This is a genomic window from Reyranella sp. GW821-FHT14A01 (genome assembly GCF_058803965.1).
The window spans coordinates 207,706-219,156 of sequence record NZ_JBXAPM010000003.1; the positions used below are offsets into that span (position 1 = coordinate 207,706).

Here is an 11,451-nt window from a genome sequence, read left to right on the forward strand (position 1 = left end):
GGAGAATGACGCGCCACTGGAGTGGCGCGCCCCCAGCACATGACCACCTCATCTAACTCCGTCCCCAAAGCCATCGTCCCGCTGACGCTCTGCGTCATGCTGGCGACGATCATGCAGGCGCTGGACACGACCATCGCCAACGTGGCGCTGCCCTACATGCAGGGCTCGCTGTCGGCGACGACCGACCAGATCAACTGGGTGCTGACCTCATACATCGTGGCCGCGGCCATCGCGACACCGGTGACGGGCTTCCTCGAAGCGCGCCTCGGTCGCAAGCGGCTGTTCCAGATCGCTGTCGCAGGCTTTACCGGCGCGTCCGTCCTGTGCGGCATCGCCGTGTCGCTGCCGGAGATGGTGTTGTTCCGCCTGCTGCAGGGCCTGTTCGGCGCCTCGCTGGTACCGCTGTCGCAGGCGGTATTGCTCGATTCCTATCCGAAGGAGAAGCACGGCTCGGCGATGGCGCTGTGGGGCATGGGCGTCATGGTGGGCCCCATCCTGGGCCCGACGCTCGGCGGCTGGCTGACCGAGGTCTATAACTGGCGCTGGGTCTTCTACATCAACGTGCCGATCGGCATCGTCACCTTCCTCGGCCTCTCGGCCTATCTGGAGGAGACGAAGACCCGCCGCGATTCGTTCGACTGGTTCGGTTTCGCGATGCTCAGCGTCGCCATCGGCTCGTTCCAGATGATGCTCGATCGCGGCGAGCAGATCGACTGGTTCTCCTCGACCGAGATCGTGATCGAGGCGGTGCTGGCCGCGCTCGCCTTCTACCTGTTCCTCGTCCAGACCTTCACGGTGAAGAAGCCGTTCATCGATCCCAGCATCTTCAAGGACCGCAATTTCTCGGTCGGCCTCTGCTTCATCTTCGTGGTCGGCATCATCCTGCTGGCCTCGCTGGCGCTGATCACGCCCTACCTGCAGAACTTGATGGGCTATCCGGTCGTTACCGCCGGCCTCATCCTGGCACCGCGCGGCATGGGCACGATGCTGGCCATGATGATCGTCGGCCGCATCATCAACCGGGTAGACCCGCGCATCCTGCTCGGAGCCGGTCTGCTGATCACCGCCCAGGTCCTGTGGGAGATGACAGGCTTCACGCCCAACGTCTCGGAGTGGACCTTGATCCGCACCGGCGTCCTGCAGGGCATGGGGCTGGGCTTCATGTTCGTGCCGCTCTCGACCATCACCTTCGCGACCCTGCCGGGCCACCTGCGCACGCAGGGCACCGCGCTCTACAGCCTGATGCGCAACATCGGCTCCAGCATCGGCATCTCGATGGTGATCTTCCTGCTGACCCGCAACACGCAGCTTGTCCATGCCGAGCTGGCGGGCCACGTGACGCCGTTCAACGACGCGCTGGGCCAGGCTGGCGCAGCGCAGTTCTGGAACATGGCGACCACCGTCGGCCGCGCCGCACTCAACGCCGAGGTGACCAAGCAGGCCGCCGTCATCGCCTACGCCAACGACTTCAAGCTGATGATGCTGGTGGCCCTGCTGGCGCTGCCGCTGATCCTGCTGCTGCGCAAGGCCAAGGGGCAGGTTGGTGCGGGCCACGCCGTGCTGGAGTAGGGCTGGGGGCGCGCCACTCCAGTGGCGCGATCATATCTGGGATCAGCAAAGACGCGCGACTGGAGTCGCGCGCCCCCAGCATCACTCGATCTTCACGCCTGCATCCTGGATGATCTTGCGCCATTTGGTGTTCTCGATGGCGATATAGGCTTCGAACTCCTGGCGCGATTCCTTGGCCGGGACGAAGGACAGGCCCTTCATCTTTTCCAGCACTTCGGGATCCTTGAGGATGCGCATGACCTCGGCACTGATCTTGTCGAGGATCGGCTCGGGCGTCTTCGCGGGCGCCGAGAGGCCGATCCAGCCCACGGCAACGACGCCCTGGATGCCTTGCTCGGCGACGGTCGGCAGGTCGGGTAGGAAGGGCGAGCGGCGCTCGTCGGCGATGCCGATGGCCTTCACCTTGCCGGACCTCACGGGACCGACCGCGCCGGGCACGGCGTCGGACAGGAGCTGGATATCGCCGCTCTGCAGCGCAAGCTGCGCCTCGGCATTGCCCTTGAACGGCACGTGCGTGAGCTTGATGCCGGCCGCGCTCTTCAGCATCTCGACCGCGAGGTGGCTGGCCGAGCCGTTGCCCGAGGAGCCGTAGTTGAGATCGGCGCCGGCCTTCGCCTTGGCGACGAGATCAGGGACCGAGTTGATGCCGCTCTTGAGGCTGGTCATCAGCACCTGCGGCGTCAGCCCGATATTGGCGATCGGCGCGAAGTCCTTCTGCGGGTCGTAGGGCAGCTTCGGATAGAGCGCCGGGCCGATCCCGTGCGTGGAGATCGTCACCATCAGCAGCGTGTAGCCATCCGGCGGCGCCTTGGCCGCGACATCGGCGCCGATCTGCCCGCCCGCGCCGGGTCGGTTCTCCGCGATTACTTGCTGCCCCAGCGCCTTGGTGAGCTGGTCGGCCATCATACGGGCCAGGATGTCGGTCGCCTGGCCGGCCGGGAACGGCACGATGATGCGGATCGGCTTGGCGGGCCATGCCTGCGCGAAGGCGGAAGGAGCCGCGGCGGTCGCCGCAAGCGAGAGAAAAAGCGTGCGGCGATCGATCATGACGTTTCCTTTGTTTGGCGGGCTAGGCCGCCTTTTTCTTGTTCTGCTGGCTGGGATGGTCCCCGGCGATCTTCAGGAAGTTCTCGAGGATCTTGTGGCCGTGCTCCGAGGCGATGCTCTCGGGATGGAACTGCACGCCGTGGATCGGCAGCGTCTTGTGGCGCAGACCCATGATGATGTCGCCGGTCTCGGCGGTGACCTCGAGGTCCTTGGGGAAATCCTTCCGGTCGACGATCAGCGAATGGTAGCGCGTCGCCTGGAAGGGCGAGGGCACGTCCTCGAAGACACTTTGGTTCTTGTGGGCGACGCCCGACAGCTTGCCGTGCATCGGCTCGGGCGCGCGCACGACATGGCCGCCGAACACTTGGCCGATCGCCTGGTGGCCGAGGCAGACGCCGAACAGCGGCACCTGTTCCTTCGCGGCGGCGCGGATCAGGTCCATGCAGATGCCGGCCTCGTTGGGCGTGCAGGGACCGGGCGAGAGCACGATGCCGGCCGGCTTCAGCGCCAGCGCCTCGTCGACCGTGATCTGGTCGTTGCGATGCACGACGCAGCGCGCGCCGAGGTCGCCCAGGAAGTGGACGAGGTTGTAGGTGAAGCTGTCGTAGTTATCGATCAGGAGGAGCATGGCAGGATAATAGCGGTTCGGCGTACGTTCTCATAGGGCTCTGGCTTCACTGCGTATTGGTCGGCGATCCCTCTTCGAACCTCTGGGTGCCCTTGTTCCAGATCAGCGGAACCTGACACGTCTTCGTCGGCGCGGAGGGCGCGGCGGCGGAGCCGCGGCATTGGTCGCCACTGCTTCCCAGCCAGACCGTGCTGCCGCGGATCTCCACTCCGAGCGCGTAGCGCGCAAAGACCTTGCGAGCGTGGCCGTTCGGCAGCCCGATGAAAATCTCGACCATGGAGCCGCCCCCGCCGCCACCGGTCAATCCCGCGCAGGCGATACCGCCTGTATTGATCAGCCAGTCGTCGATGCCGCTCCCCGTCAGCCCGATACGGGTGACGTAGTCACCGATTGGCGGCGGCGTCTTGTTCATTACCTGACAATTGCTCTGCAGGCTGGAGACTTCCTGCGTGACCTCGGGCGGCATCCCGCCCGCTGTGGGCGTTGCCGCGGGAGTCGCAGGCACCGCCGGCGGCTGCGACGCGGCCTGTGTCGATGGGGGCGGTGTTACAGGCGGCGCAGCGCTCGCGGCATACCCCTGCTGGCACAAGGCGGCCGCATTGATCGCGGCCGCGCTGCCGTCGAGAGAGAAGGTCGTATACACGGCGCCGAGCTGAAGGCTGAGCATGTTTCCCTGGCGCAAGGCGTCGACCAGCGTGGTGTCTGGCAGCGGCGTCGAGAACGTCGTGGGGCTCGAGGTGCGGAGCACGAGCGGATAGGGCACGCGATCGATGAACAGCGTGACCGTGACATCCTGCCCGACGGTGAACTGCCAGCTGGTATTGGTAAAGCCGATCTGCCAGCTGCCCGACGCGGACTGGCCGATATGAACCAGGGCGCCGCCTCCGTCGCGGGTCGCGTCGCAATAGGCGAACTTGCCGCCGGCGTCGTTGTCCGCCTGCACGATCCAGCTCCCCAATATCTGAACCGATCCGGGAATGGGCGCGGCGTTTGCTGCCCATCCGATCAGCGCCAACACTGCGGCACCCAGCCCGATCCGTCCCAACATCCTGGCCCCTCTCGCAGTAGCCGCCACACCCAATCCTACTTCGCCAGCTCCGGGAAATCCTCCTCCCGGAATTCGCCTGCGCCGCGCTGGTTCTCGGACGCCCGCTTTTCCTCGTCGCGGCGCAGTTCGACGCGGCGGATCTTGCCGGAGATGGTCTTGGGCAGCTCGGCGAATTCGAGGCGCCGAACGCGCTTGAAAGGCGCCAACCGTCCGCGCAGATGCTGGAAGATCGATAGCGCGGTGGCGCGGTCGGCCTTGCCGCTCGCCGTGAGGGTTATGTAGGCCTTCGGCACGGCGAGCCGCATCGCGTCGGGCGCGGGCACCACGGCGGCCTCGGCCACGGCGGGATGCTCGATCAGCACGCTCTCCAGCTCGAAGGGGCTGATCCGGTAGTCGGACGCCTTGAACACGTCGTCGGCGCGGCCGACATAGGTGAGGTATCCGTCGGCATCGCGCGAGGCGACGTCGCCGGTGCGATAGACGGCGCCGGTCAGCGGTGCGATCGAGCCGTCATCCTGTTGGTAGCCCTGCATCAGGGCGGCGGGGCGGTGCGCGAGGTCGATGCAGATCTCGCCTTCCTCGGCGTCCTTTTCCTCGGCATCGAGTAGGCGGATCTTGTAGCCGGGCAGGGGCCGGCCCATCGAACCGGGCTTGATCGGCTGGCCGGGCGGATTGCCGACCTGTGTTGTGGTCTCGGTCTGGCCGTAGAAGTCGCGGATGGTGAGGCCCCAGGCCTTCTCGACCTGCTCGATGACCTCGGGGTTCAGCGGCTCGCCGGCCGCCAGCACCTCGCGCAAGGAGGTCTTGCACGACTTCAGGTCTTCCTGGATCAGCATGCGCCACACGGTCGGCGGCGCGCAGAGCGTGGTCACCTTGTTGGCGACGACGGCGTCCAGAAGATAGCGCGCGTTGAAGCGCGGCTGGTTGGCGATGAAGATCGTGGCGCCCGCGATCCACGGCGCGAAGAAGCAACTCCAGGCATGCTTGGCCCAGCCCGGCGAGGAGATGTTGAGATGCACGTCGCCCGGCCGCAGGCCCAGCACGAAGATCGTGGTGAGATGGCCCACCGGATAGCTGCGATGGGAATGCAGCACGAGCTTGGGCTTCGCCGTCGTGCCCGAGGTGAAATAGAGCAGCATCGGATCGTCGGCCAAGGTCGCGCCGTCCGGCGTGAACTCGGCCGGGTGATCGAGCAGCTTCGCATAGGCGTGCCAGCCGGCCGGCGCATCACCGACGGCGATGCGCGTCAGGCTCTTGTCGAAGCCGTCGAACTTGGCGGCCTCGCCGGCGGCGGCCACGACATGCTTTGCACGGCCGCGCTCGAAGCGGTCGGCGAGGTCGACCGGCGTCAGCAGGGTCGTTGCCGGAATGACGACGGCGCCGAGCTTCATGGCGGCCAGCATCACTTCCCAGAGCGGCGCCACGTTGCCTAGCATCAACAGCATGCGGTCGCCGCGCTTGACGCCCAGCGCGCGCAGGCCGTTGGCGACGCGGTTGGAGCGCTCCGACAGTTCGGCGAAGGTCAGGCTCGCGGCGCCGTCGCCGACGATCGTGAGCGCGGCTTGGTTGGCCAGCGACCCGCGCGCCAGCTCCGCGTCGAACCAGTCGATTGCCCAGTTGAAACGTTCCATCTCGGGCCAGCGGAAATCGCGGTAGGCCGTCTCGTAGTCGCCGCGATGGGCCAGCAGGAATTCACGCGCCGCCTTGTACGCCCCGATCGTGTACGCTCCGCCCGTCATCGCATGCCTCGCATCTTGTTTCCGCCCTTTCATGATCTTGGGCACGGGCGTAGGTTCCGGGCAACAAGAAGAAAGTCGCCCCCTTGGTCGTCGAGCCCCTGATCGTCGCGCTGCTGCTCGCTGCGGCGCTGATGCATGCCACGTGGAATGCCATCCTGAAGGCCGATCAGTCGGACCGGCTGGCGACGTTCGGGCTGATCATGACGACCGGCACCGTGATGGGCCTCTGCATCGTGCCCTTCGTGCCGATGATCGAGCCGGGCGCCTGGAAGTACCTGATCCTCTCGGTCGCGATCCATGTCGCGTATTATTTCTTCCTGCTGAAGGCCTATTCCTACGGCGATCTCAGCCACACCTATCCGATCGCGCGCGGCCTCGGTCCGCTGCTGGTGGCGCTCGTCTCGGGCCGGGTGATCGGCGAGCATCTGCGGACGCAGGATATCGTCGGCGTGTTCCTGCTGAGCTTCGGCCTGGTGGCGCTGGCGATCCCGTTGAAAAACGTCGTGCCGCGACCGGGCAGCCGTCACGGGCTTGCCACGCTGTTCGCGGTGCTGACCGGCATCACCATCGCGGGCTACATCATCTCCGACGGCATGGGCGTACGGGCCGCCGGGGAGACGCTGGAGCATCGCATCTCCTACATCGCCTGGCTCGCCGTGCTCGAAGGGCCGTGGCTGCTGGTGCTGGCCTTCTGGAAGCGGCCGGCTACCGTCTGGGCGCACATGAAGAAGACCTGGTATCGCGGCGTCGGCGGCGGCGTGATCGCCAATACCGGCTACGGCATCGCGATCTACGCGCTGGCGCTGGGACCGATGGCCCATATCGCCGCCCTTCGTGAGACCTCGGTGCTGTTCGGCGCGCTGATCGGCACCCTGCTGCTGGGCGAGCCGTTCGGCGGCCGGCGCGTGGCTGCGGCGTTCGTGATCGTTTCAGGGCTTGTGCTGATGAACGGTCCGGCGCTCTTCTAGCGCCCATGTCGACCCGCAATCTCGAAAGGCTGATGGCGCCGCGTTCGGTCGTCGCGATCGGCGCCAGCGAACGTCCCGGCTCGATCGGCACGGCGGTCACGCACAATCTGCTGGCCGGCGGCTTCCAGGGCGACATCCACCTGGTGAACCTGAAGGGCGGCACCATCGCGGGCCGCACGGTCTTCAAGAAAGTCTCCGATCTGCCGGCGCCGGCCGATCTCGCCGTGATCATGACACCGGCCGAGACGATCCCCGGCCTGGTCGTGGCGCTGGGCGAGGCGGGCACGCCGGCGGCGGTGGTGATCAGCGCCGGCCCGGGGCACGGTCCCGACGCGGCCTCGGTGAATGCGCGCTGGCGGCAACGGCTCCTGCGCGCGGCGCAACCCTATCTGCTGCGCATCATCGGGCCGAACTGCATCGGCTACGCCGCCCCACGGCTTGGCCTCAACGCGAGCTTCGGGCCGACCCGCCTCAAGGGCGGGCGCATCGCGGCAATCGCGCAGTCCGGCGCCGTGCTGGCCGGCCTCGCCGACTGGGGCGTGGCGCAGGGCATCGGCTTCTCGCACCTGATCTCCATGGGCGACATGGCCGACGTCGATTTCGGCGACGTGCTCGACATTCTGGCGCGCGACTACGACACGCGCGCCGTGCTGATGTATGTCGAAGGCATCACCCAGGCGCGCAAGTTCATGTCGGCGGCGCGCGGTGCCGCCCGCATCAAGCCCGTCATCGTCCTGAAAGGCGGTCGTCATGCCGCCGCCGCGCAGGCGACGGCGTCGCATACGGGCTCCATGGCGGGCTCGGCCGCGGTCTATGACGCGGCCTTTGCACGCGCAGGGCTGGTGCGCGTGACGGGACTCGGCGAGTTGTTCGACGCGGCCGAGACGCTGGGCCACAGCATCGCGCCGCGCAACGAACGGCTGGCGATCCTGACCAACGGCGGCGGCGCCGGCATCGTGGCGACCGACCTGCTGATCGACGAAGGCGGCGAGATGGCCACGCTGCTGCCGCGCACGATCGCCCAGCTCGACAAGAAGCTGTCGCGCGGGTGGTCGCGGGCCAACCCGGTCGACATCGTGGGCGATGCCGACGGCGCGCGCTATGCCGCCGCCCTCGACGGGCTGGCCGACGATCGCGGTGTCGGCGCGGTGCTGGCGATGAACGTGCCGACCGCGCTCACCTCGTCGGTCGAGGCGGCGCGCGCCATCGCCGGCGCCGCCGGCGCCAAGGTCGTGCCGGTGATCGGCTGCTGGGTCGGCGGACCCGAGGCGCAGGCCGGCCGCCACGTTCTGCACGAGGCCGGCATCCCGGCCTACGACACGCCATTGCGGGCCGTGCGCGGCTTCATGCACATCGTCGAGTATCGCCGCGGCCAGCGCGCGCTCCAGCGCACGCCGCCGTCGGTGCCCGATGCGCGCTCCGATACCAATCTCGTGCGGTCCATCGTGCTGGGCGCGCTCGCCGAGAAGCGCGCTGTGCTGACCGAGCCCGAGGCCAAGCGCGTGCTGGCGGCCTACGGCATTCCCGTCGTGCCGACCGAGGTCGTGCTCGACGCCACCGAGGCCGCGGCCGCTGCGGTGCGCATCGGCTTCCCGGTCGCCGTAAAGGTCCTGTCACGCGACATCACGCACAAGACCGACGTGGGCGGCGTGGCACTCGACCTCGTGTCCGAGCAGGCCGTGCTCGATGCCGTGCGCGAAATGACCGGCAAGTTCCTGGTCATGGCCAATAAGGCCAGGATCGACGGCTTCGTCGTGCAGCCGATGATCCGCCGCCCGCATGCCGTCGAGCTGATCCTGGGCGCCACCGAGGATCCCGTGTTTGGACCCGTCATCCTGGTGGGCCATGGTGGCGTGGCGGCCGAGGTGATCGACGACAAGGCACTGGCACTGCCGCCGCTCGATCCCGTGCTGGCCGAGGATGCGCTCAGCCGCACGCGCGTCGACCGCCTGCTGCGCGGCTATCGCGACCGCGCGCCGGCCGATCGCGGCGCCGTGGGCGAGGCGATGGTGCGCCTGTCGCAGCTGATCGCCGATGTCGGCGAGATCGCCGAGCTCGACATCAATCCGCTGCTGGCCGATGCCGACGGCGTGATCGCGCTCGATGCGCGCATCGTCGTGCATCAACCGAAGAAGGGGCAGGAGAGGGCGGCGCGCTTCGCCATCCGGCCGTACCCGGTCGAACTCGAAACAGAGATCGAGCATCGCGGCGAAAGGCTGCGGCTGCGTCCGATCCGTCCCGACGACGAGCCGATGCTGCTGGCTTTCACGCGCCGCATGACTCCCGAGGATGTGCGCATGCGCTTCTTCGGGCCCATCCGCGAGATGAGTCACGAGCTGGCCGCGCGCCTGACGCAGATCGACTACGACCGCGAGATGGCGTTCCTGCTGCTCGAAGGCGGCAACGACCTGGTCGGCGTCGGTCGCCTGGTTGCCGATCCCGATTTCCAGCAGGCCGAATTCGCGTTGACCGTTGCGTCCGATCGCCAGGGACGCGGCTACGGCGAGCTGCTGCTGCGGCACGTGCTGCAATACGGCAAGGCGCGCGGCGTGAAGCGCGTGATCGGCCATGTGCTGCGCGAGAATCGCAAGATGCTCGACCTCGCCAAGCATGTCGGCTTCCGCCGCGAGAGCGGCCGCTCGGGCGAGCCCGACATTCGGGTGGTTAAGTCGCTTGCCGGCCTGTAAATTTGTTCGGCAGGCCAAGAGCTTAGGACGAAACGCTTAGATGGCGTCTAGGAAGAACAGAAGCGGGAAGACGAACAGAAGGAGTCCGAAGCGACCGGCCGGCTTCGTCGACCGCCTGTATGCCCGCTACGACGCGCTCGTTGCATGGATCGCGGCGCATCGCTGGCACTCGATCGTCATCGGCGTGATCGCCCTGTTCGTCGGGAGCGTGCTCGGTGGTTACTGGATCGCCGAGCGATTCGATCTGCGAAGCAGTGATCAGGTAGCGCGCGACACGATCGAGGACATGAAGCGCAGTGCCGCTTCGTCGTCGGGCCCGGCCGTCGCGCCGAAATACTCGCGCATCGAGGAGCTGCCGGACTTTCCGAAATATTCCGAGGCTGATCCCGGCAAGCCGACGCCGAACGTGGAGGAGAAGCCGCGGCCGAAGCAAGTTGCGGCGGCGTTTTCGGCGGAACAGACATGGCGCCGCAACGCGCTGCCGTTCCGTGATCTCAAGAGCAAGCCGCTGGTCGCCATCGTGATCGACGATGTCGGCCTCGACCGCGCGCGCTCGAAACGCGCTTGGGAGCTGCCGGGACCGATGACCATGTCGTTCCTGCCCTATGCCAAGGATTTGCCCGAGCAGGCGCGCGCCGCGCGGGCGCGGGGGCATGAGCTGATGCTGCACATGCCGATGGAGCCCAACGGCCGCAACGATCCCGGGCCGGGTGCCCTGCTGGTGTCGATGTCGGATGCCGAGCTGCGCCAGAAGCTGCTGATCGCGCTGGAGAGTTTCGGCGGTTATGTCGGCATCAACAATCACATGGGCAGCCGCTTCACCGCGAACCGCAACGACATGGAGCTGGTGATGCGCCAGCTCAAGCCGCGCGGCCTGATGTTCCTCGATTCGCGCACCAGCCCGCAATCGGTGGGCGACCAGACGGCGCAGGAGATGGGCGTGCCGTCGATCGTGCGCCACGTCTTCCTCGACGACGAGGAGACGTTGGACGCCGTGCGGCGCAAGCTCGCCGAGACCGAGGCGGTGGCGCGGCGACAGGGCTTCGTGGTGGCCATCGGCCATCCGCACGACAGCACCCTGCAGGCGCTGGCCGAATGGCTGCCGACGGTCCAGGGCAAGGGCCTCGCGCTGGCACCGTCGACCGCCATCTTGCGCAAGCGCAACGGTTGGGACTGATCCGCCGTCAGGGTTCGAGGCCAGGATGAAACGGCGAACCTGGTCCTCCCGGCTGGCGGAATACCTGCTGCCGCATGCGCGGGTTGAAGCTGATGTGGACGCAGCGGTTCTTTTCGTAGATGAGCTGGTCGAACTTCAGATCGCTGTCCCGGATCTTCTTTGCCGCATCGAGGTCGCTAAGGCCGTCGACATGGAAATCTGCGGCATGGCCCAACGCATGATCGGAGTCCGACACGCCGCCGACGGCCGCGTTCACGACCGGGTTGCGATAACCGCTCGTGATCTCGATCGGGCAGTTGAACAGGGCCCGGACGAGTTCCATCTGCTGCGCCAGGTTGCGCAGATTGACCATGTGCTCCTCGGTCGGCGTATTCTCGACGCCCATCGACAGTGCCTTGCTGGAAATCGTGAATTCGGCCAGGAGGAAATGCGCACTGAGTTGCATGAATACCCCCGCATTCAATCGATGCAGGGATGATACACGGCGCGGACGGCGCGGCAAGGCCGGGAGGCGGCAGTGGGGGGGGGGGGGGGGGGGGGGGGGGGGGGGGGGGGGGGGGGGGGGGGGGGGGGGGGGGGGGGGGGCGT

Annotated in this window: 9 protein-coding genes; 4 read left to right on the forward strand and 5 right to left on the reverse strand. The window is 67.2% G+C overall.

Annotation, left to right across the window (positions count from 1 at the left end):
- The first annotated feature begins 39 nt into the window (after positions 1-39).
- Positions 40-1,569 carry a DHA2 family efflux MFS transporter permease subunit gene (locus AC1ROX_RS07700; RefSeq protein ID WP_493124058.1) on the forward strand — a complete coding sequence of 510 codons (1,530 nt, stop codon included), beginning with the start codon at positions 40-42 and terminating at the stop codon, positions 1,567-1,569.
- Positions 1,570-1,650: 81 nt separating this feature from the next.
- On the opposite strand, the gene AC1ROX_RS07705 is transcribed toward AC1ROX_RS07700, so the two are convergent.
- The 4 genes from AC1ROX_RS07705 to AC1ROX_RS07720 are packed head-to-tail and all read right to left on the reverse strand — an operon-like array spanning position 1,651 to position 6,010.
- On the reverse strand, positions 1,651-2,616 hold the full coding sequence (locus AC1ROX_RS07705; protein WP_493124060.1) for a Bug family tripartite tricarboxylate transporter substrate binding protein: 966 nt from the start codon (positions 2,614-2,616) through the stop codon (positions 1,651-1,653).
- 22 nt (positions 2,617-2,638) lie between these two features.
- Positions 2,639-3,244, reverse strand: a complete 606-nt coding sequence (locus AC1ROX_RS07710; RefSeq protein WP_493124062.1) for an anthranilate synthase component II — start codon at positions 3,242-3,244, stop codon at positions 2,639-2,641.
- A gap of 46 nt (positions 3,245-3,290) precedes the next feature.
- Positions 3,291-4,292, reverse strand: a complete 1,002-nt coding sequence (locus tag AC1ROX_RS07715) for a hypothetical protein (protein WP_493124064.1) — start codon at positions 4,290-4,292, stop codon at positions 3,291-3,293.
- Between the two features lie 35 nt (positions 4,293-4,327).
- A complete protein-coding gene (locus AC1ROX_RS07720) occupies positions 4,328-6,010 on the reverse strand; it encodes an AMP-binding protein (RefSeq protein WP_493124515.1) in 1,683 nt (560 codons plus the stop codon).
- A 104-nt stretch (positions 6,011-6,114) separates the two neighbouring features.
- On the opposite strand from AC1ROX_RS07720, the gene AC1ROX_RS07725 reads away from it, so the two are divergent.
- Genes AC1ROX_RS07725 through AC1ROX_RS07735 form a run of 3 tightly spaced genes read left to right on the forward strand, consistent with a single transcriptional unit; the run spans position 6,115 to position 10,863 of the window.
- Positions 6,115-6,999 carry an EamA family transporter gene (locus tag AC1ROX_RS07725; protein ID WP_493124065.1) on the forward strand — a complete coding sequence of 295 codons (885 nt, stop codon included), beginning with the start codon at positions 6,115-6,117 and terminating at the stop codon, positions 6,997-6,999.
- A gap of 5 nt (positions 7,000-7,004) precedes the next feature.
- On the forward strand, positions 7,005-9,686 hold the full coding sequence (locus AC1ROX_RS07730; RefSeq protein ID WP_493124067.1) for a bifunctional acetate--CoA ligase family protein/GNAT family N-acetyltransferase: 2,682 nt from the start codon (positions 7,005-7,007) through the stop codon (positions 9,684-9,686).
- A 40-nt stretch (positions 9,687-9,726) separates the two neighbouring features.
- Positions 9,727-10,863 carry a divergent polysaccharide deacetylase family protein gene (locus tag AC1ROX_RS07735; protein ID WP_493124069.1) on the forward strand — a complete coding sequence of 379 codons (1,137 nt, stop codon included), beginning with the start codon at positions 9,727-9,729 and terminating at the stop codon, positions 10,861-10,863.
- A 7-nt stretch (positions 10,864-10,870) separates the two neighbouring features.
- Here AC1ROX_RS07735 and AC1ROX_RS07740 read toward each other — a convergent pair whose 3' ends face one another.
- Positions 10,871-11,308: a D-Ala-D-Ala carboxypeptidase family metallohydrolase gene (locus AC1ROX_RS07740; RefSeq protein ID WP_493124071.1), complete on the reverse strand. Its 438-nt coding sequence runs from the start codon at positions 11,306-11,308 to the stop codon at positions 10,871-10,873.
- Positions 11,309-11,451 lie beyond the last annotated feature (143 nt).

Coding starts and splice junctions, on each gene's coding strand:
- AC1ROX_RS07735 (WP_493124069.1), top strand. CDS start 9,727: ATGGCGTCTAGGAAGAACAGAAGCGGGAAGACGAACAGAAGGAGTCCG.
- AC1ROX_RS07710 (WP_493124062.1), bottom strand. CDS start 3,244: ATGCTCCTCCTGATCGATAACTACGACAGCTTCACCTACAACCTCGTC.
- AC1ROX_RS07705 (WP_493124060.1), bottom strand. CDS start 2,616: ATGATCGATCGCCGCACGCTTTTTCTCTCGCTTGCGGCGACCGCCGCG.
- AC1ROX_RS07740 (WP_493124071.1), bottom strand. CDS start 11,308: ATGCAACTCAGTGCGCATTTCCTCCTGGCCGAATTCACGATTTCCAGC.
- AC1ROX_RS07700 (WP_493124058.1), top strand. CDS start 40: ATGACCACCTCATCTAACTCCGTCCCCAAAGCCATCGTCCCGCTGACG.
- AC1ROX_RS07730 (WP_493124067.1), top strand. CDS start 7,005: ATGTCGACCCGCAATCTCGAAAGGCTGATGGCGCCGCGTTCGGTCGTC.
- AC1ROX_RS07715 (WP_493124064.1), bottom strand. CDS start 4,292: ATGTTGGGACGGATCGGGCTGGGTGCCGCAGTGTTGGCGCTGATCGGA.